Source organism: Paenibacillus lupini, from assembly GCF_011761355.1.
GTDB lineage: Bacteria > Bacillota > Bacilli > Paenibacillales > Paenibacillaceae > Pristimantibacillus > Pristimantibacillus lupini.
In genome coordinates, this window is the sequence record NZ_JAASRW010000010.1 from 1 (window position 1) to 20168 (window position 20168).

Here is a 20168-nt window from a genome sequence, read left to right on the forward strand (position 1 = left end):
TATAGAGAGGTGTCCGAGTGGTCGAAGGAGCACGATTGGAAATCGTGTAGGCTCTAACCGGGTCTCGAGGGTTCGAATCCCTTCCTCTCTGCCATATAACTTTTCTTACGGAGTAGATCATACTTCGCAAATTGCAAGGCCCGTTGGTCAAGGGGTTAAGACACCTCCCTTTCACGGAGGTAACAGGGGTTCGAATCCCCTACGGGTCACCATCTTTACAAAAAGATTAAAAAAAGTTCTTGCAAAACAGACTTCGATATGATATATTATAAAAGTCGCTCGAGAGAATATGGAGGCTTAGCTCAGCTGGGAGAGCATCTGCCTTACAAGCAGAGGGTCGGGGGTTCGATCCCCTCAGCCTCCACCATATAAATTTTCGATGACGCGGGGTGGAGCAGCTCGGTAGCTCGTCGGGCTCATAACCCGAAGGCCGCAGGTTCAAATCCTGCCCCCGCAACCAAAACTTTATCTTCGGTTTTTACCGAGAACACGATGTGGAGCTGTGGTGTAGAGGCCTAACATGCCTGCCTGTCACGCAGGAGACCGCGGGTTCGAATCCCGTCAGCTCCGCCATTTAATCAAACATCAGGCTCGGTAGCTCAGTTGGTAGAGCAGAGGACTGAAAATCCTCGTGTCGGCGGTTCGATTCCGTCCCGAGCCACCATGTTAGATGGCTCAAATAATTTTAATATGCCGGTGTAGCTCAGTTGGTAGAGCAACTGACTTGTAATCAGTAGGTCGTGGGTTCGACTCCTATCGCCGGCACCATAGCTTGTGGAGGGCTAGTGAAGTGGCTAAACACGGCAGACTGTAAATCTGCTCCTTCGGGTTCGGTGGTTCGAATCCATCGCCCTCCACCATTTTAGGGGCATAGTTTAAAGGTAGAACAAAGGTCTCCAAAACCTTTGGTGTGGGTTCAATTCCTGCTGCCCCTGCCAGATTTGAATAAAGTAGTGAGTATGGCGGTCGTGGCGAAGGGGTTAACGCACCGGTCTGTGGCTCCGGCATTCGTGGGTTCAAGTCCCATCGATCGCCCCATTTTCACTCTTCGTTCAAAAAAGATGTTTGTGTTGGGGATTAGCCAAGTGGTAAGGCAACGGACTTTGACTCCGTCATTCCAAAGGTTCGAATCCTTTATCCCCAGCCATTTTTGCGGAAGTGGCTCAGCGGTAGAGCATCGCCTTGCCAAGGCGAGGGTCGCGGGTTCGATTCCCGTCTTCCGCTCCAAAAGTTTTTAGGATGGCGCCATAGCCAAGTGGTAAGGCAAAGCTCTGCAAAAGCTTTATCCCCAGTTCGAATCTGGGTGGCGCCTCCACAATTGTTTCGAAAAGATGTGCCCTTAGCTCAGCTGGATAGAGCGTTTGACTACGAATCAAAAGGTCAGGAGTTCGAATCTCTTAGGGCACGCCATATTCACAAAATGCCGGTGTGGCGGAATGGCAGACGCGCGCGACTCAAAATCGTGAGGGAAACCGTGGAGGTTCGAGTCCTCTCACCGGCACCATACTTTAAAATCACAACGCTGATTGCAGATTCTTGCAGTCAGCGTTTTTGCTTTGAAATGAAGTGCTTAAGATCTTAAGCACTTTTTTGTTTTGTTTATCGACTAGGTTCTTTGACCATACTGAAGGGTATCTGAAAATGCGAAGAGGTCGTTAGACAGCATGAAGCAGCCATTTGATATTCCGGCGATTAAAGTGATGCTTTCCAAAAGCGCGGATGTTGTTTGTCGTGAATTTAGGATAGGCAAAGATGGCGTAAACATAGATGCAATTTTGTTTTACACAGATGGACTAGTAGATACGAAGGCGATTCAGGATTTTATTCTTGAGACGCTGATGATTGAAGTTGATAAAACCGATTTGATCTCCAATAGGTTAAAAGATTACATAACTGCCGGAGATATCTCGACGGTTGAAGATACGGAGATGCTGTATCATCATCTATTTTCCGGACATGCGATTTTACTGTTGAATCGTGGGTCATTATGTTACTCCATTGGTATGTATGCAGCCAAGGGAAGAGAAGTAGCAGATTCAATTGGAGAAACGGTGATCCGTGGACCAAAGGAAGCTTTTACAGAGACGATCCGGATAAATACGGCATTAATAAGACGTAAAATCAAGAATCCCAATCTGTGGCTGGAAAACAGACAGATCGGGAAAATCACAAAAACAGATGTTTCAATTATGTATATCAATGGGATTGTAAACGATTCGATTGTGCAGGAAGTAAGGGACAGATTGGATCAGATCGATATTGATGGCATTTTGGAAAGCCAGTATATCGAAGAGTTGATTCAAGACGATATCTACACTCCTTTCCCTACGATGTACAACACAGAGCGGCCGGATGTGATCGCAGCTGAGCTGTTGGAAGGGAAAGTTGCGATTTTAGTGGATGGGACTCCACATGTTCTTATTGTACCGGCGCTGTTTATCTCGTTCCTGCATTCGGCAGAAGATTATTATCAGCGTGCGGATATTAGTTCGTTGCTGCGGATGCTGCGATTTGTTGGCATATTCATCGCGCTGCTTGGGCCTTCGCTATATATTGCGATTACTACGTTTCATCAGGAAATGCTGCCCACTCCCTTGCTCATTAGTTTAGCAGCTCAGAGAGAGGGGATTCCTTTTCCAGCGTTGATTGAAGCACTAATGATGGAAATTACGTTCGAGGTGCTGCGTGAGGCTGGGATTCGTATGCCTAGGCCTATAGGTCAAGCCATCTCCATAGTAGGGACACTCGTTATTGGCCAAGCTGCTGTTGAGGCGGGGATTGTCTCAGCTGCAATGGTTATCGTTGTGTCGATTACGGCGATTTCCAGCTTTGTAGTGCCTTCCATTAATATGTCGATTTCAATACGGATGATCCGTTTCATCATTATGGGACTAGCTGCCTCATTTGGACTTTATGGAATTGTGATTGGTATTCTTGCTCTTATATTGCACTTATGCAGCTTGCGATCGTTTGGAATTCCATACATGACCCCATTTGGACCCTATAATGCAGATGCCAAGAGGGATACGATATTCCGTTTACCTTTCTGGGCGATGAAGACTCGTCCACGATTAGTCAGCCAGAAGAATGTAACGCGTAACAAAACAAAGCCTCCGGGCCCAAATCGGTAGGTGAAGGAATAATGAAACAGAGAACATTAGCCTTTCTGCTTCTACTGCCTTTACTTCTCACCATAACAGGCTGTTGGAACCGGAGAGAACTGAACGACCTGGCCATCGCGGTGGGACTTGGCTTCGATAAGGTTGATGATCAATACCTGGTGTCCGTGCAGGTTGTAGATCCGGGAGAGGTCGCTTCTAATAAAACCTCTGGAGCAAGGACACCAGTAACGATGTATCAGGCAAAAGGACAAACCATCTTCGAGGCGATGCGTAAGATTACAACGGTGTCGCCAAGGAAAATTTATAATTCCCATCTTCGTATTCTTGTCATTCAAGAAGACCTGGCAAGAGAAGGAGTAAATGATGTTCTTGATTATGTATCTCGTAATCATGAGCATCGTACTGACTTTTTTATTGTTGTTGCAAGGAAGACGAGTGCAGCCAGTACGCTTAAAGTATTAACTCATCTGGAGGCTATCCCGGCGAACCAAATGTATTATTCGTTAAGTGCTTCGCAGAAAGCTTGGGCGCATACGTCTACCATGACACTTGATATGCTTATTAGAGACATTGTCACCGAAGGTAAGAATCCTGTTTTAACCGGTATTCGATATACAGGGCCGCAGGAGGTGGGCAAGAGCAAGAAAAATGTTGAAGAAATCTCATCACCAGCAGAGCTTGTGTATACAGGGCTTGGAGTTTTTAGCAAAGAGAAGTTGATTGGATGGCTGTCAGAGGAAGACAGCAGAAGCTATTCGTTCATCCATGATGATATTGATAGTACTGTGCTTGTTATTCCTTGTCCAACAGGCGGAAAGTTATCTCTTGAGGTAATCCGTTCTCAAACTAAGATAAAGCCAAGTTTAACTGCAGATAATCCGGCTATAAAGCTGGCTACTCGAACAGAGGTTAATATCGGGGAAGTGAAATGCCGGATTGATCTGACGAAACTGGATACGATTAATGAGCTTGAAACCATTGCAAGTGAGCAGCTTCAGAAGAATATGGAGAAGGCCATTAAAAAGGTACAACAGACATATGGATCCGATATTTTTGGTTTTGGTGAAGCGTTCCATCGCTCGTACCCAAAATATTGGCATAAGGTTAACGACCAATGGGAAACTGTTTTTTCAAGTCTTCCTGTAACCGTGAAGGTAGATCTTAAAATCCGAGAAATAGGTACGCTTAATAACTCCTTTATGGAGCAGAAGCAAAGGGAGTAAATATGTGGAGCATTATTGGTGTTCTCATCGTCACCGCAGCAATTATTGCCTATGAGATTCCGAAGCTGACCAAGAGAAGATCAATCCGTGACGGCGTTGTATTCGGATTCCTGATTGTAATTGGATGTACAGCGGCAGTTCTCGGAAGCTTGCATGTGGATCTGCCGAATCCTGTGACAGGCATTAATGCTGTTTTCAAACCGCTTGGTAGTATGATTTATGAATCATTCAAATGAGGGATGCCGGACATGCTGGAAAAAGGAAAAATAAGCGCACGCCAATTTACTATATTGGTATTTCTTTTTATGATTGGCACGTCTATCTTGATCGTTCCCTCAATGGTTGTTAGTCTTACGAAGCAGGATGGCTGGATTTCTGTATTAATTGGGCTCGTCTTAAGCATGCTTTCCGTATTGTTGTACTATGCTCTCGCGGCTCGATACCCGGATAAAACTTTAGCCGAGTATTGTGAGCTTATTTTAGGAAAATGGCTGGGAAAGCTAGTTTCTCTCTTTCTTATGTCGTATATCTTTTTACTAACGGCTCTTCTGCTACGCGTTGTGGGCAACTTTATGACGACGGAGATTATGCCCGAGACGCCTATTGAAGTCATTCACATCCTTATCGTAGCTGTGGTGATCTATGCGGTCAGGCTGGGAATTGAGACCTTCAGCCGCACTTCAGAGATTATGCTGCCGGTCATCCTCGTTCTGTTTCTTTTATTCGCCGTTTTACTTTTGAAAGAAATAGATATGGAACGGATTCAACCCGTTATGGAGTGGGGGATGAGGCCGGTACTCCTTGCTTCTTTTTATTTTTTTAGTCTTCAGGAGCTTGTGGTCTTCCTGATGCTTGTTCCTTATGTGAATCGGATAGATAAGGTTAGACGGAGCTGGATGATGGGGACTATGCTTGGGGGAGTGGTTCTATTAGTGTCCATTCTCCTATGTATTCTAGTTTTGGGCAGTGATTTTACTGCACGTAACATGTATCCGACTTATACCCTGGCGAAACAGATCAATGTCGCAAACTTTTTGCAAAAGGTGGAGTCCGTAATTGCTGTTATATGGTTGATTACGATTTTTTTCAAAATTACAATCAGCTATTATGCAGCTATTCTAGGTATGGCACAATCGCTTGGCTTAAAGGATTATCGTACGTTGACGCTGCCACTTGGCATCATTCTGGTGGTGCTGTCGATTGTTGTGTACAAAAATATTGTAGACTATATCGAATTTACACCGAGGGTATGGTCGGTTTATGCAATGGTTTCTATGGTTGTTATTCCTTTGCTTCTTCTGCTTGTTGATCTTATTCGATCCAAGTTGAAACCAAGCACTTAGCGCGGGTTCCCTCGATGGAATCGGCGTTTTTTGTCTATTTGACCCTTGAGGCGGAAGCGCGACTCGACTAAGGTCTAGCATAGATACCGTCGGTGGTCCGTTTTAGAAAGAGTGAAATCGATCTACAATAGGTACATAAGCAAGAAGAGCTTCACAGTAACGTAAAGGAAGCGATTCGGAGAGGCGGTGGAAGAAGCAATGGATGGGAAAAAGGCGTTAGGCTTAGTGCTTGCTGTTGCAGGCGGCATCATGGTACTTAAATTCTTTGGGATTCATCTCGGGTTTTTATTCGGTACCCTGTTCGCGATTGTGTTAATTGGACTTGGGGTAGTTGCTTGGAGAAGCAATAGAAAAATAATCGGTGGGATCGTTGGTGCTATCGGTATTATCATGCTCCTGCCAGCATTGTCCAAATTGATTATGCTTGGAATCGCGGTTGTACTGATTTTGTTCGGTATCTCCATGGTTAAGAAAAATAACAATCATCGAAATTTCTAATATAAAAGTTGGGAGGGCCATACATGAGCATTATGCGGCGAGTGCGCGACATAACGGTCGCCACCTTAAATGAAAGATTAGAGAAAGCAGAAGATCCGGTTCGCTTGATTGATCAGTTCCTCTGGTCAACACGTGAAGATATTATTCAAGCGGAGAAGCTGCATCAGCAGTACTTAGGACATAGCAATCATCTGAAAGCGCAATGGCTGCAAGCTGAACACCAAAAGGAAAAGCGAGAGCAGCAAGCACTTACAGCACTAAAAGCTGGTGAAGAGCAGCTGGCGCGAATGGCGCTTCATGAGAAAGCAACCAGTGAGGAGCGTTCTGTGCAATACCGCGATTTGTATGAGCAAAGCCGGCAAAATACGATGGAGCTGGAAGATCAGCTTCGCGAAATGCGAAGTGAGTACCAGCTGGTATATGACAAACGCGAGTATTACGCAGCGAGAATGGAGTCACTTAGACTTCAGCAGCGTATGAACGCCCGGTTTACAGAGGGCAGCCAAGCGGGCGGCGTACAGCCAGGTACGATGTTCAGAAGGCTGGAAGATCGTATCGGTGATATGGAGATGGAAGCGAAGAGCCTGCACGATCTGCGCAGAATGGGCAAAGAGTTCATTACAGAAGCAGGTAACCAGGTGCAATCCATTATTGACCGTGAGCTGCAGCAATTAAAGAAGAAGCTTGAGAAGGAAGGATGGTCGTCTTGAAAAAACTGTACCGATCCCGCCGCGACAAGAAGCTGTTTGGCCTTTGCGGTGGACTAGCGGAAATGATCAATGTAGACGTGACGCTTATCCGTATCCTACTTATCGTTGTAACGATCTTTACGAGCGGCTTCGCTATTCCGGTCTACCTCATTGCAGGCTTTATTGTACCGAAGGAACCTGGCTTCCCTAACGGAGGTTTTGGACCAGGTCCCGGATTTGGTGGCGGGTATGGAAGCGGCTATGGCAATAACTATGGCGGCAACCAAAATGGTTACGGTTCATCCTTCGGTGGTCCATATAAAAACCCTCCACAAGGACAATGGGACAGCTATTCACAATCCAGCAACAACCAGCAATCTTCTTCATCGCAATTCGATAGCATGATGGATGATCTTGAAAAAAAAGCATTACGTAAAGAAATCGAAGAGTTACGTGCCAAATTGGCCAAACATGAGAAGGGAGAGATTTAACAATGGGAATTTTTAAAAGAATGAAAGACATGACGAAGGCTTCTGTAAACGAGGTATTGGATAAAATGGAAGATCCGGTAGTTATGCTTAATCAATACTTGCGTGACATGGAATCGGAAATTCATCAAGCAGAAGTAACGGTAGCGAAACAAATGGCGAACGAACGTCGTCTGAAACAACGTCTGGAAGAAGCGGTTCGCGCTATTACCGACCGTGAATCCAAAGCAGAAGCAGCGCTTCGTGCCGATCAAGAAGATTTTGCCCGCAAGCTGTTGGAAGAGAAGCTTTACTTCGAACAAAAAGTAGGTGAGTACACAGAACTTCACGCTCAAGCAAAAGTACAGGCGGAAGAGCTGATGCAGCAGCTCCATGGTATGAAAGAGGAATTCTACCAGCTTCGCAATAAACGTAATGAGCTAGCGTCCCGCGCTCAAATTGCTAAAGCTCAGAAGCAAATGGCACAAATTTCTTCGAACCATTCGATTGACAGCGGTACAGCATCTAGAGGCTTCCACCGTATGGAAGAGAAAATTATGCAGCTTGAAGCAGAAGCGGATGTTCTTCGCACCCCTTATGCGTACAATGGCAATGGAAGCACGACGGGTACATTTAACGCCATCGATATGGAGAAAAAGCTGAAGGTTGATGAGCAGCTTGAGGCGTTAAAAAATAAGATGAGTAAACCGGTAGAACAATAATTAAGATAACAGCATGACAAAGCGGAAGAGCGGACCGGTTAGCCGGTCTGCTCTTCCATGCGTGCGTACTAAAAAGGAGTGGACTTAGGTGGCCCAAGGGCAGTCAAATGAGCCCCATCATACGGATAGACCGAATCAAGAGGCAAGGCGCAAACATGTGACGGAGACTATTCTCTGGCTCATTATTATTGTCAGTCTCGTCATCATTGTGCTGCAGGCAATCGGTTATGTACAGCTCTATACCTTTAGAGGGAAATGGGCCATTCTAGGGCTCACCGTTATTGGTGCAGCAATAGCAGCCGCGGCTGTAGTCGGTTTTCTGCAAAATTCAAAGCTGAAGCAGGCTGTAGAGCGTTTAAGTGAGCAGCAGCGCAGGCGCAGCTACCGCGTAACGCTGAATTCTGCAGAAGAATCCGAAGGAAATCATGCGAACGAGCAAACGGAAAGCGAAGCAATATGGACTGAGAAGGTCAAGTTCTCGGCAGTCATTGAAGAGCGGCAGCGGCTAGCAAGAGAGCTGCATGATGCCGTGAGTCAGCAGTTATTCGCCATATCCATGACAGCAACAGCTGTCAGCCGTACGATCGAGCGTGACTGGGAGAGAGCCCGCAGGCAGGTTCAGCTGATTGAAGAAATGGCTTCTGTTGCCCAATCTGAGATGAGGGCGTTGCTGCTTCATTTGCGGCCCGTTCATTTGGATGGCAAAAATCTGGCGGCAGCTCTAACCGCACTTGTGGACGAGCTTAAGCAGAAGGTTCCAATGACGATTGATTTGGATGTCGATGATACGATAACGCTCAAGCCAGAGGCGGAAGATCATTTATTCCGGATTGCACAGGAGGCTTTATCCAACACGCTGCGGCATTCCAAGGCTGATCGGATGCAAATTAACCTGCATCGGAAAGGCCATGAAGTACGTATGTTAATTAAAGACAGCGGGATTGGATTCGATCTGGAAGCGAAAAAACAGACATCTTATGGATTACTCACAATGGAAGAGCGTGTAAATGAGCTTGGCGGCTATTTACATATGGTTTCTAAACCGGGGGAAGGAACAGCTATCGATATTAGTGTTCCGATTGACGGAGGAAAGTGAATGCAAAAGAAAGCGGTGAATAATAGGTGGAACCGATCGAGCAGCTAAATGAACAAATTAAAGTTTTATTAGTGGATGATCATGAAATGGTACGAATTGGTCTTGCTGCCGTGCTTGATACGGAGGAAGGTATTGAGGTTGTAGGGGAAGCCAGCAACGGTTATGACGGTATTCGGCTGGCCCAGGCCTATAAGCCTGACATCGTACTCATGGACCTTGTAATGGATGGTATGGACGGTGTGGAGACGACACAAAAGCTGCTTGAGCTTTATCCAGAGTGCAAAGTCATTGTATTAACGAGTTTTATTGATGACAGCAAGCTATATCCGGTTATTGAAGCGGGTGCATTCAGCTACTTGCTGAAGACAGCTAGAGCAACGGAGATTGCTGATGCCATCCGTGCAGCAGCAAGGGGCCAATCTGTGCTGGAGTCACAGGTTGCAGCCAAGATGATGAACCGACTTCGCAAACCGAAGCAGCCTGTACAAGCTGCACTCCATGATGATTTGACGGAGCGGGAGATGGACGTGTTAAAGCGGGTCGCTCAAGGTATGTCCAATCAGGAGATAGCGGACGAGTTGTTTATTGGTGTGAAGACAGTGAAATTTCACATTACGAATATTTTCAATAAGCTTGACGTTGACGACCGTACACAAGCAGCAATCTACGCACATAAGCAGGGGATTGCAGAATAATGACATCTATTTATTTCGATGAGGGCTGCCTGAAGTTTATCTTTAGGAGAGCTCCTTTTTTTGCTAAAATAAGTTAAAGAAGGCGATTTAACAGCATCCCGCTTGTTGGAAAAGGCCAGTATGTTTTCATGGAGCTATAATAACAACTGTACGGCTGCAGAAGCGGGATATCCCCACGCAGCAAATCCAGCGCCTTGACTGACAGCGGCTCTTCCAGTGCTTTATGAAGACCAGTCATCCAGCCTCTTGGACCAATTAATGTTGGAATAGAGGATTCAACAGGAAAGGATTTTGGAAAATCAATATGCCAGTCTCCTGATTCTTTGGTTAGACCAAATTGCTTCGCATCGGGATGCTGCATGGCCACCTCGATAGATGTCCACAGCTCAGGTTTTAGGTAAGCTTCGAGGTCCTTATAACGGATATGCAGTCCGTTGATTGTATCGACTACACGCTGCAGCTGCTCTTCCAGAACAAGCAGAGAAGGATTATGTTTGATCTGACGAGCGGAAGCTCTGATGGTGAGCTGGGCTTGTCTACTATGCTGCAGCCACTCTGCCGCACATTCTGCAGCTTGACGGTAAGGCTGGTTCCAGTCGAAGCTGTCATAGAAACCAGGTTCAGGAGGCAGTCGTGTCGGCTCCTCTTCACGGAATGGGGCGCTGCCGTAAGGTCGGATTGGAGAAACGACGGATAATCGTTCTGTGCGTTTGGCGTACGACAACGGTGTAATGTACATTTTTGGCTGCCTCCTTATCTATAATGACTCCAGCATATTACGTATTAATGGCAAAGGCTGGCGAATGATGTCCTATTAGAAAATAAGAAATAGAAAGGCGATAAGCGCCAAATCAATGGCAATCACATCACGGAACGGAAAGTACGGGCGTGGTTCATAATAGTAAGGATCGAACGGGTAGGATTGCGTCTGAACCGGCAGCTCAGCCGGCTTACTGGATTTGGACGGTGATTTTGATTTCCCGCTTTTTTTATTCTTTTTCGAAGATTTTGGAGGTTCAGTTTCCGCTTCTGATTCAACTGCTGCAGCTTTATTAGGATCCTCATTCAGTGTCAGCTTCCCTTTGCTGCATTTGCTCAATATACCGATATGCCTCGATCCATCCTTCATCACGACATAAACAGGCATCCCGCAATATTGTGAGATCAGGTCCTCCTCTAAGGGATAGATTTGATCCATGATTCATTCCTCCTTGTCTATAACTGAAGTAGGCTTTGCAACCAGTGTATTCACCTACAGGCGAATAGGTATGGTTATATACCTAGCGGTAATAAATGGTTGAAGGGAGAGCTTCATGATGTCAACAAATCGATTCGCTCGCAAGACAGCTGATCAGGCAGCATCCCAAAGAGCCCGGCTTGGAATTATCATTGCTGCAGTTGTGTTATTATCCGGGGTTATATGGGCGGCAGTGAACAAGGATCAAATTCGTAACCAGAAGAACGACAGTGTTCTGGCCCATGATATCGCTCTGCTCTGGCAATGGACGGACAAGCTATACAATAAAGGGGCTGCAAATACGGTATGGACGCTCAGATGGGATATCGAAGGAGAGGGAGCAGTATTAGAGCAGACTGGGCAAAAGCTGCAAGCGGATGAAATTGGTCAGGAACAGGGCACACTGTCCATATTCCCGTTATCCTCTGAAAATCAAGCCATGATTGTCTATGTCACGAAGCAAGGGACAGCAAAGAAGCAGCTGCTAGCTATTGTTAACATGGTGGAGACTGACTTAAAGGAATCAGGGTTAACTTATTCCGGAGGAATGACGGTTCGAGGCGATACGGAATATAATAACGCAGCAGAGCGGCTGGCTCATGCAGCCAGCGGAAAACGGATCGATCGGTATAAGGATAACAGTGGGACAGTAAGTGAGGCATACTACTCAGAAAAATTGTTCTCAGCTGTAGAAGCAGGAGCGGGGAAAAAGGCTAATCTTCAGATCGCAGCGCATCGTGAAACAGAGTCAAAGCAGCTTTCTCTGATCATAGGAATTCCACTGATAACAGGCGATTACACCGTGTCACAGCAAGGAATCGATTAGAAGAAATAAGAATGCTAATCAGTTTTTTTTATGATTGGATGAATAGCAGTTTAAGGATTAATATGCTAAACTACATAAATAAAAATAAAAAAATAATAGGAAAGAATGAGGGAACTTACTGAAATGAACGTTGAATCATCAAATGCGCAAGGCGCTATTTATTATATTTTTGGAGCGACAGGCGATTTGGCGAAACGCAAGTTGTTTCCTGCCCTGTTTAGCCTATATAAAGAAGGAAAACTTTCAGAAAATTTCGCCGTTGTAGGTCTCGCCCGCAGAGAGCGTACGAACGAACAGTTCCGCGCTGATCTGTACGACTCGATCGTAGAGTTCTGCCGTTATAAAGCAGATGACGTTGAGCTCTGGAACCGTTTCGCAGAGCATTTCGAATATATGCCGCTTGATATTAACAATGTAGAAGCATTCCGTGGTCTGGCTACTCTGTCGGATCAACTGGATGCCAAATTTAATATTCCGGGTAACCGTTTGTTCTACCTGGCACTTGCTCCATCCCTGTTCGGACCAGTATCGTTCAGCCTGCGTGATGGCGGACTGCTGGAGTCGAAGGGCTGGCACCGCGTGGTTATCGAGAAACCATTTGGTTATGATCTCGAGTCGGCTCAAAAGCTTAACGATCAAATTACACAAGTATTTAAAGAAGAAGAGATCTACCGTATTGACCACTATCTTGGCAAAGAGATGGTTCAAAACATTCAAGTTATCCGTTTTGCTAACGCATTTTTCGAGCCGCTGTGGAATAATAACCATATCGCTAACGTGCAGGTTACATTGTCGGAAACGGTTGGTGTAGAAGAACGCGGTGGTTATTATGATAAATCCGGCGCTCTTCGCGACATGGGCCAAAACCATATGCTGCAAATGCTTACGATGATTGCTATGGAGCCGCCTAGCCGCCTGCATGGTGAAGATATTCGCGATGAGAAGGTAAAAGTGCTTCGTTCCCTTCGTCCATACAGCTCAAGCGATGTTGTACGCAGCAACGTAGTGCGTGGTCAATACAGCGAAGGCTCCCATAAAGGGAAGGACCTCCCTGGCTACCGCGAAGAGGATTCCGTAGGTGAGAACTCTACAACGGAAACTTATTTTGCAGCGAAGCTGGCCGTTGATAACTTCCGCTGGGCGGGTGTACCGTTCTATATCCGTACAGGCAAACGCCTGCCGGTTAAAACAACTGAAGTTGTTATCGAATTCAAATCGATGCCGCAAAACGTACTGTTTGCTCAACGTCATGACCTGCAGCCAAACCTGCTTGTTATCCGCGTTAACCCGATGGAAGGCATCTACATTAAAGTAAATGCGAAAACACCGGGCGAAGATAATTCGGTACAGCCGGTAATCATGGAATTCTGCCAAAGCTGCCAAATCGGCATCAACACGCCGGAAGCTTATGAGCGCCTGATCCATGATGCGGTCCGCGGCGATTCGACTTACTTTACACGTTGGGATGAAGTAGCTCAAGCATGGGAGTTTGTTGACCGCATTGCAGCTGCATGGCGTGAAGATTCGAATGACCTGCAGCATTATCCAGCAGGTTCATGGGGTCCTGAGAAAGCTAATCAATTGCTGGCACAAGATGGCTTCAAATGGTGGCCGGTTAACGGACAAGAAGAAGACAATGTCATTTGGGTATCAAATAGCGGCAAGTAAAGTACACCGCTCACGGAGGGATTTACCTTTATGTTTAAGGTTTATGATATTTCGATGACAATCGAAGAGGGCATGCAAGTATGGGGAAACCATGAAAGTAAGCAGCCTCAAATAAACTCCCAACCTACCTCTCCAGACGGCGTTAATGAATCGCGCATCGATATGGATGTCCATTGCGGCACCCATGTCGATGCGCCTCTGCATATGCTGGAGGATGGCGCTACTATTGAGACGATTGGGCTTGAAGAGTTGGTTGGTAATGCTCGCGTTCTTGATCTTACCGATGTGGTAGATAGTATCACAAGAGAAGATCTTGAGAAGCATGGTTTGCAGAAGGGCGAATGGATCCTTGTAAAAACAAAAAATTCTTATTCGAATACGTTCGAATCTGATTTTGTGTTTTTGCGGGAAGACGGCGCCCGGTATTTAGTTGAGGTTGGAGTACGTGGTATAGGTACGGATGGTCTTGGAATTGAACGATCTCAAGAAGCGTATCCTACACATCGGACGTTATTCCGCAACAATGTCATTATTGTAGAAGGTCTTCGCCTGAAGGAAGTGCCGCCGGGCACTTATTTCATGGTGATCGCACCTTTGAAATTGACCGGTATTGAAGCAGCGCCGGCACGCGCACTGCTTATCGGGAATGGATAAAGGGGCGTTGCATCGCGACGCCATGAAGGGAAGGCAAGCATGAGCCAAACATTAAGTAATGAAATTTCGCAGGAAGTTGATAAGCGCCGTACGTTCGCGATTATCTCTCACCCTGATGCCGGTAAAACGACATTAACAGAGAAGCTCCTCTTATTCGGGGGAGCTATTCGTCTTGCAGGGTCGGTAAAGGCTCGTAAAGCCAGCCGTCACGCAACATCTGACTGGATGGAAATCGAGAAGCAGCGTGGTATCTCGGTTACGTCCAGCGTTATGCAATTTGATTATTTGGGACATCGGGTCAACATTCTGGATACCCCAGGTCACCAAGATTTCAGTGAAGATACGTACCGTACGCTGACAGCAGCGGACAGCGCAGTTATGTTGATAGACGTTGCGAAAGGCGTCGAGGCGCAGACGATTAAGCTGTTCCAAGTCTGCCGCAAGCGGGGGATTCCGATCTTCACGTTTATTAACAAGCTGGACCGTGAAGGTCAAAGCCCATTCGAGTTGATGGAAGAGCTGGAGCGGGTACTTGGGATCCGTTCGGTTCCAATGAACTGGCCAATTGGTATGGGCCGCGAGTTATGTGGTGTGTATGACCGGATGAAAAATCAGGTTGAGCTGTTCCAAGGGAATGACCATGACGTTATTGAGGTTCGTAAAGTCGATGACTATAACGATCCCATTATTCGTGAGATGGCAGGCGACTACTTGACTGATCAGCTTGTGAATGATTTGGAGCTGCTTGATGTAGCAGGCGATCAGTTTGATTTTGAAAAAGTTCAAGCGGGCGAACTGACTCCAGTCTTCTTCGGAAGTGCGGTTAATAACTTTGGTGTTCAAACCTTCCTTGAGAACTTCCTGCAGCTGGCACCAAAGCCGACTTCACGGAAAAGTACGGCAGGAGAGATCGAGCCTACGAACGAGAAATTCTCCGGCTACGTCTTCAAGATTCAAGCGAACATGAACCCGGCGCATCGCGACCGTATTGCGTTCCTGCGGATTTGTTCCGGACGGTTCGAACGCGGGATGAGCGTTAGACATGTACGCGCTGGCAAAGATATTAAGCTATCCCAGCCTCAGCAGTTCCTGGCACAAGACCGTGATATTGTCGAGACGGCTTATCCTGGCGATATTATTGGTTTGTTTGATCCAGGTATCTTCCGAATTGGCGATTCCTTATCGCAAGGCTCCGAGATCGTGTTCGACGAGCTGCCGACGTTCTCGCCGGAGATCTTCGCCAAAGTAACGGTTAAGAATGCCCTTAAGCATAAGCAGTATCAGAAGGGTATCGATCAGCTGACAGAGGAAGGTACGATTCAAGTGTTCCACTCTGCAAGCGGCTTTGAGGAAACGATTCTTGGCGTTGTTGGTCATCTCCAGTTCGAGGTATTCGAATATCGGATGAAAGGTGAATACGGGGTAGATATTCAATTGCACCGTATGCAATTTCAATTCGCCCGCTGGATCGTTGACGATAAGATTGATCCTTCGAAATTCCGTATCAACTCGACACTCGTGAAGGATAAGAAAGGCAATTATGTTGTCTTGTTCGAGAACGAGTATGCGATGCGTACTGCAATGGATAAGAATCCAACGATGAAATTCCTGGAGACAGCTCCATAAGCTGAACATATAGCAATTAACAAAAATCCCCTGACGTGTTAGTACTTGCTGTCCTCCGTCAGGGGATTTTTGCTGTTTAAATGAAAAATAAGGTAAAGTTATTCACTTAATCCGGTTGACGGAAGAGCGCTTTCATGACATAATGTACGCGTGTACATTACTTACAAGAATGACAGCGGCAAGTTGTCTTTTGATTAGCGAGCATACAGGAGGCTGTCGATTATTAGCAGGAAAGAAGTAGCGAAGCTGGCGGGTGTATCGGAAGCGACGGTATCTCGGGTCCTGAACAATGTAGGTCCTATCAAGGAAGAGACACGTATTCGCGTCCTCGAGGCTGCGAAAGAGATAGGTTATGTGCCTAATGCGCTTGCACAGCGGTTTGCCCGCAGGAAAAGCGGGAATGTTGGCGTTATTCTGCCTTTTGTTCCAAAGGTGCATTTGTTCTCTACCTATTATTTTGCAGAGATCTTAAGCGGGATCGGTGAAGCGGCGAAGGCTTGCAACTACGATCTGCTTCTTATCTTCCGGGAACCGGATAGTCCCCGTGATTATGCCAAGCTGTACCGTACACAGAAAGTGGATGCCTGCATCGTGCTGGGCGCACAGGATGTGGCGGAAGAGCGTGCAGCACTTAGGGAGCTTCAGGTGGAGGGTTTCCCGTTTTGTCTCGTGAATCAGCGGTTTGACGAAGAAGAGTATTTAACGGTTGATGCAGATCACGAATCGGGCAGCTTTGCGGCTGTACAGCACCTTATAGCGAAAGGCTTTAAGCGCATTGCTTTCCTAAACGGGCCTAATGCGTTCTCAAGCAGCGGCGATCGTCTTGCCGGCTATGAGCGGGCACTGACAGAAGCCGGCATTCCACTTCTGGAAGAGAGGATCTTCACTGGCAACTATAGCAGGAAGAGCGGATTTGAAGCCGCAGCTAAGATCTTTGAAGGTATAGAGAAGAAGGAGATCGATGCTGTATTTGCCGCCAATGACCGGATGGCGATTGGGCTGATGGATGGGCTAAGGGAACGTGGTATTGAAGCGGGCAAAGATATTGGGCTTATCGGCTATGATGACTCGGACAGTTCAAGAATTGTGAGTCCCAAACTGACGACGGTCTCAGTTCCCTTTTATGAAATGGGTCGTAGGGCGGCGATGAAGCTGCTTGCGGAGGAATCCGAAGAGGGGAATACAATTCTTCCCGTTCAGCTAGTAAAACGTGAAACAACTTAATTACTTATTCGAGAGGCGGTAGTTAGGAATGGGCAAACTTCGTGTCGGGATGGTTGGATATAAATTTATGGGTAAGGCGCATAGCAACGCTTATCGCGCAGTGCCGATGTTTTTCCCAGAAACAGCGGTATTGCCGGAGATGACAGCTATTTGCGGACGTGATCCAGAAGGACTCGAGAAAGCACGCGCACAGTTCGGCTGGCAAAGTGCCGAAACGGATTGGCGTAAGCTTATCGCACGTGATGATATTGATCTTATTGATATTAATGCGCCAAGTGATGCTCATAAGGAGATTACGATTGCCGCAGCTGAGGCTGGTAAACATTTGTTCTGTGAGAAACCTCTGGCTCTGACTTTGGAGGACGCGAACGAAATGCTGGTAGCTGCTGAAAAAGCTGGTGTAAAGCATATGGTTGGCTTTAACTACCGCTTTGCTCCTGCCGTACAGTTGGCTAAGAAGCTGATCTCCGAAGGTCGTATCGGTAAAATCCATCATTTCCGCGCTGTGTTCCTGCAGGACTGGATTCTTGATCCCGAATTCCCGCTCGTATGGCGTTTGCAGAAAGAAATTGCTGGATCCGGTTCTCATGGTGACCTGGGGGCGCATCTGATTGATATGGCTCGTTTCCTTGTTGGTGAATTCCAAGAAGTAATCGGTATGGAAGAGACGTTTGTGAAAGAGCGTCCGGTTTCCTCCGGTATGACGGGACTTAGCGGAACGAAGAGTGGTGCCGATGCGCCGCGTGGCGAAGTAACGGTTGATGATGCAACCTTGTTCATGACTCGCTTTGAGAACGGTGCGCTTGGAAGCTTCGAAGCAACACGTTTTGCCGCTGGTCATCGTTGTACGAATGCTTTCGAGATTAACGGCAGCAAGGGCAGCATCAAGTTCGACTTCGAACGGATGAATGAGCTTCAAGTTTACTTCACAGATGATGCAGAGGATGTACAAGGCTTCCGCCGCGTACTCGCTACAGATGCTGCGCATGCCTATATGGATGCATGGTGGCCGGCTGGTCACACAATTGGTTACGAGCATACCTTCACCCATGAGGTTCATGAGCTGATGACTGCTATTGCGGAAGATCGTCAGCCGGTACCAAACTTCTACGATGGTGTGAGATGCCAAGAGGTGCTTGTTGCGGTTGAACGCTCGATTGCAGAGCGGCGCTGGGTTGCTTTGAAAGAGTTTCAATAGATTCCACGAGCAGAGGAGATTAATTGGATCATGAGAAAAGCACTAATCGTATGGGGTGGCTGGGATGGTCATCAGCCGAAGGAAGTTGCAGGTCTTTTTCAAGAGGTGCTGATGAAGGAAGGCTTTGAGGTTGAAGTGTCGGATTCGCTGGATGCCTTCGCAGATGGTGAGAAACTGAAAGCATTGGATCTGATCGTACCGGTCTGGACGATGGACAAAATCAAACCGGAATACGTTGAGAACGTATCCTTAGCCGTACAAAGCGGTGTAGGACTTGCAGGCTGCCATGGCGGTATGTGCGATGCCTTCCGTGAGAATGTAGACTGGCAGTTTATGACCGGCGGCCAATGGGTTGCTCATCCAGGCAATGACGGTACGAACTATGTCGTTAACATCAAGCACAGTTCCAGCCCGCTAACGCAAGACATCGAAGATTTCGAAGTAAGCTCGGAGCAATATTATTTACATGTTGACCCTGCGGTTGAAGTGCTTGCGACTACTCGTTTCCCAGTTACAGAAGGTCCACATTCCCTGAACAAAGCAGTGGATATGCCAGTCGCTTGGACGAAGCGTTGGGGCGTTGGGCGTGTCTATTATAACTCTCTTGGTCATCAAGCTAACATTATCGATATCCCAGTGGTGAAGGAAATGATGCGCCGAGGCTTCCTCTGGTGCGCGGAAGGTAAAACTGCAGCGGTAAACGGAGGGACTCATACTCATGGATAAGTTAAAGGTTGGCGTTATCGGAACAGGAAATATTAGCAGCGCTTATTTGAACAATGGCAAGAAGTTTGATTCGATGGAGATTGTTGCTTGCGCGGATCTCGACGTAGAGCGGGCTAAAGCGAAAGCGGAGGAATTTGGTATTCACGGCTGCTCCGTAGAAGATCTTCTGGCTGATCCAGAGATTGGTATGGTTATTAACTTAACTATTCCACAAGCTCACGCTGCCGTTTGTCTGCAAGCACTGGAAGCTGGTAAGCATGTGTATGTTGAGAAGCCTTTCGCGGTCACTCGTGAAGAAGCTCAGCAAGTCCTTGAGCTGGCTGAAAAGAAAGGCCTGCTTGTTGGCAGCGCACCGGACACCTTCCTTGGCGGCGGCATTCAGACAAGTATTAAGCTGATTGAAGATGGCTGGATTGGTACTCCAATTGGCGCGACTGCATTCATGATGTCAGGCGGCCATGAAACTTGGCATCCGGCTCCGGAATTCTATTATCAAAAAGGCGGCGGCCCAATGTTCGATATGGGTCCTTACTATTTGACAGCGCTGGTTGCGATGCTTGGACCAATCAGCCGTGTAACCGGCATGGCACGTGCTTCGTTCCCTGAGCGTACGATCACTAGCCAGCCGAAATTTGGACAAAAAGTTCAGGTTGAGGTTCCTACTCATGTAGCAGGTGTGATCGAATTCGCTGCTGGTCCAATTGGTACTTTGGTGACAAGCTTTGACGTGAAAGGCGGTTCGACTTTACCTTGGATCGAAGTATACGGCACTGCTGGCAGTATGCTTGTGCCAGATCCAAATAATTTCGGCGGTACCATTAAGATCAGACGCAGTGGTTCGACCGAATGGACGAGTATTCCGCTTGCCTTCCAAAACACGGAGAATGCAAGGGGACTTGGTGCGGCCGATCTAGCTAAGGCTGTATTGACTGGACGCAAGCATCGTCCTAGCGGTGAGCTTGCCTATCATGTACTGGAAGCGATGCATGGCTTCTTCGACGCTGCCGAGCAGGGCGCTCATTACACAATGAAGAGCACATGCAATAAGCCAGCTCCATTCACACTTGGCCTTGCTGCCTATTGCTTGGATTAATAGCACTTATAAGTTAGATATAGAAGCAGGCTGGCGGGCACCCCGTCAGCTTCTTTTTTTC

The 20168-nt window shown here is 47.0% G+C and carries 20 protein-coding genes and 15 tRNA genes; 33 read left to right on the forward strand and 2 right to left on the reverse strand.

Annotation, left to right across the window (positions count from 1 at the left end; translation table 11 throughout):
• Positions 1-3: 3 nt before the first annotated feature.
• The 25 genes from FHS17_RS26285 to FHS17_RS26405 all read left to right on the forward strand — a co-directional run bounded on the left by FHS17_RS26285 (position 4) and on the right by FHS17_RS26405 (position 9855).
• Positions 4-94 (forward strand) — tRNA-Ser (locus tag FHS17_RS26285).
• Positions 95-137: 43 nt separating this feature from the next.
• Positions 138-212 (forward strand) — tRNA-Glu (locus tag FHS17_RS26290).
• Positions 213-291: 79 nt separating this feature from the next.
• Positions 292-367 (forward strand) — tRNA-Val (locus tag FHS17_RS26295).
• Between the two features lie 16 nt (positions 368-383).
• Positions 384-460: transfer RNA gene (locus FHS17_RS26300), tRNA-Met, on the forward strand.
• Positions 461-496: 36 nt separating this feature from the next.
• Positions 497-573: transfer RNA gene (locus FHS17_RS26305), tRNA-Asp, on the forward strand.
• A 15-nt stretch (positions 574-588) separates the two neighbouring features.
• Positions 589-664: transfer RNA gene (locus FHS17_RS26310), tRNA-Phe, on the forward strand.
• A 28-nt stretch (positions 665-692) separates the two neighbouring features.
• Positions 693-768 (forward strand) — tRNA-Thr (locus tag FHS17_RS26315).
• A gap of 8 nt (positions 769-776) precedes the next feature.
• Positions 777-860, forward strand: a tRNA-Tyr gene (locus tag FHS17_RS26320).
• Positions 861-864: 4 nt separating this feature from the next.
• Positions 865-938, forward strand: a tRNA-Trp gene (locus FHS17_RS26325).
• A gap of 24 nt (positions 939-962) precedes the next feature.
• A tRNA-His gene (locus FHS17_RS26330) sits at positions 963-1038 on the forward strand.
• 33 nt (positions 1039-1071) lie between these two features.
• Positions 1072-1147, forward strand: a tRNA-Gln gene (locus FHS17_RS26335).
• Positions 1148-1152: 5 nt separating this feature from the next.
• Positions 1153-1227: transfer RNA gene (locus tag FHS17_RS26340), tRNA-Gly, on the forward strand.
• Positions 1228-1241: 14 nt separating this feature from the next.
• Positions 1242-1315: transfer RNA gene (locus FHS17_RS26345), tRNA-Cys, on the forward strand.
• Positions 1316-1333: 18 nt separating this feature from the next.
• A tRNA-Arg gene (locus FHS17_RS26350) sits at positions 1334-1410 on the forward strand.
• A 12-nt stretch (positions 1411-1422) separates the two neighbouring features.
• Positions 1423-1504 (forward strand) — tRNA-Leu (locus FHS17_RS26355).
• 160 nt (positions 1505-1664) lie between these two features.
• Positions 1665-3131, forward strand: a complete 1467-nt coding sequence (locus FHS17_RS26360; protein WP_167281738.1) for a spore germination protein — start codon at positions 1665-1667, stop codon at positions 3129-3131.
• Positions 3132-3142: 11 nt separating this feature from the next.
• Positions 3143-4345, forward strand: coding sequence for a Ger(x)C family spore germination protein (locus FHS17_RS26365; protein WP_167281741.1), 1203 nt, complete (start codon positions 3143-3145; stop codon positions 4343-4345).
• A 2-nt stretch (positions 4346-4347) separates the two neighbouring features.
• Positions 4348-4581: a hypothetical protein gene (locus tag FHS17_RS26370; protein ID WP_167281744.1), complete on the forward strand. Its 234-nt coding sequence runs from the start codon at positions 4348-4350 to the stop codon at positions 4579-4581.
• Between the two features lie 12 nt (positions 4582-4593).
• Positions 4594-5688, forward strand: coding sequence for a GerAB/ArcD/ProY family transporter (locus FHS17_RS26375; RefSeq protein WP_167281747.1), 1095 nt, complete (start codon positions 4594-4596; stop codon positions 5686-5688).
• A 198-nt stretch (positions 5689-5886) separates the two neighbouring features.
• The gene (locus FHS17_RS26380; protein ID WP_167281750.1) at positions 5887-6186 is read left to right on the forward strand and encodes a LiaF transmembrane domain-containing protein; all 300 of its coding nucleotides are present in this window, start codon (positions 5887-5889) and stop codon (positions 6184-6186) included.
• 23 nt (positions 6187-6209) lie between these two features.
• Positions 6210-6896: a PspA/IM30 family protein gene (locus FHS17_RS26385; protein WP_167281753.1), complete on the forward strand. Its 687-nt coding sequence runs from the start codon at positions 6210-6212 to the stop codon at positions 6894-6896.
• Positions 6884-7366, forward strand: coding sequence for a PspC domain-containing protein (locus tag FHS17_RS26390; RefSeq protein ID WP_208420583.1), 483 nt, complete (start codon positions 6884-6886; stop codon positions 7364-7366). The genes FHS17_RS26385 and FHS17_RS26390 overlap by 13 nt, the downstream gene beginning before the upstream one ends.
• 2 nt (positions 7367-7368) lie before the next feature.
• On the forward strand, positions 7369-8064 hold the full coding sequence (locus FHS17_RS26395; RefSeq protein ID WP_167281758.1) for a PspA/IM30 family protein: 696 nt from the start codon (positions 7369-7371) through the stop codon (positions 8062-8064).
• Positions 8065-8152: 88 nt separating this feature from the next.
• The gene (locus FHS17_RS26400) at positions 8153-9160 is read left to right on the forward strand and encodes a histidine kinase (RefSeq protein ID WP_167281760.1); all 1008 of its coding nucleotides are present in this window, start codon (positions 8153-8155) and stop codon (positions 9158-9160) included.
• Between the two features lie 26 nt (positions 9161-9186).
• The gene (locus FHS17_RS26405) at positions 9187-9855 is read left to right on the forward strand and encodes a response regulator (RefSeq protein ID WP_462931740.1); all 669 of its coding nucleotides are present in this window, start codon (positions 9187-9189) and stop codon (positions 9853-9855) included.
• Between the two features lie 73 nt (positions 9856-9928).
• On the opposite strand, the gene FHS17_RS26410 is transcribed toward FHS17_RS26405, so the two are convergent.
• Together FHS17_RS26410 and FHS17_RS26415 are read right to left on the reverse strand one after the other, a co-directional pair.
• Positions 9929-10594, reverse strand: coding sequence for a hypothetical protein (locus FHS17_RS26410; RefSeq protein ID WP_167281762.1), 666 nt, complete (start codon positions 10592-10594; stop codon positions 9929-9931).
• 75 nt (positions 10595-10669) lie between these two features.
• Complete coding sequence (locus FHS17_RS26415) at positions 10670-11053, reverse strand: hypothetical protein (RefSeq protein ID WP_167281765.1); 384 nt, start codon at positions 11051-11053, stop codon at positions 10670-10672.
• Positions 11054-11168: 115 nt separating this feature from the next.
• Here FHS17_RS26415 and FHS17_RS26420 point away from each other — a divergent pair, with 115 nt between their 5' ends.
• From FHS17_RS26420 to FHS17_RS26455, 8 genes are all read left to right on the forward strand, one after another.
• The gene (locus tag FHS17_RS26420) at positions 11169-11918 is read left to right on the forward strand and encodes a YwmB family TATA-box binding protein (RefSeq protein WP_167281767.1); all 750 of its coding nucleotides are present in this window, start codon (positions 11169-11171) and stop codon (positions 11916-11918) included.
• Between the two features lie 123 nt (positions 11919-12041).
• Positions 12042-13586 (forward strand): glucose-6-phosphate dehydrogenase, encoded by a 1545-nt coding sequence (gene zwf / locus FHS17_RS26425; protein ID WP_167281769.1) that lies wholly within the window; start codon positions 12042-12044, stop codon positions 13584-13586.
• Positions 13587-13616: 30 nt separating this feature from the next.
• On the forward strand, positions 13617-14240 hold the full coding sequence (locus FHS17_RS26430) for a cyclase family protein (RefSeq protein WP_167281771.1): 624 nt from the start codon (positions 13617-13619) through the stop codon (positions 14238-14240).
• A gap of 39 nt (positions 14241-14279) precedes the next feature.
• Positions 14280-15866 carry a peptide chain release factor 3 gene (locus tag FHS17_RS26435; RefSeq protein WP_167281774.1) on the forward strand — a complete coding sequence of 529 codons (1587 nt, stop codon included), beginning with the start codon at positions 14280-14282 and terminating at the stop codon, positions 15864-15866.
• Between the two features lie 222 nt (positions 15867-16088).
• A complete protein-coding gene (locus FHS17_RS26440; protein WP_424992020.1) occupies positions 16089-17090 on the forward strand; it encodes a LacI family DNA-binding transcriptional regulator in 1002 nt (333 codons plus the stop codon).
• Positions 17091-17118: 28 nt separating this feature from the next.
• A complete protein-coding gene (locus FHS17_RS26445; RefSeq protein ID WP_167281776.1) occupies positions 17119-18288 on the forward strand; it encodes a Gfo/Idh/MocA family protein in 1170 nt (389 codons plus the stop codon).
• A gap of 30 nt (positions 18289-18318) precedes the next feature.
• Positions 18319-19014 carry a ThuA domain-containing protein gene (locus tag FHS17_RS26450; RefSeq protein ID WP_167281778.1) on the forward strand — a complete coding sequence of 232 codons (696 nt, stop codon included), beginning with the start codon at positions 18319-18321 and terminating at the stop codon, positions 19012-19014.
• Positions 19007-20107 carry a Gfo/Idh/MocA family protein gene (locus FHS17_RS26455; RefSeq protein WP_167281780.1) on the forward strand — a complete coding sequence of 367 codons (1101 nt, stop codon included), beginning with the start codon at positions 19007-19009 and terminating at the stop codon, positions 20105-20107. The genes FHS17_RS26450 and FHS17_RS26455 overlap by 8 nt, the downstream gene beginning before the upstream one ends.
• The last annotated feature ends 61 nt before the right edge of the window (positions 20108-20168 follow it).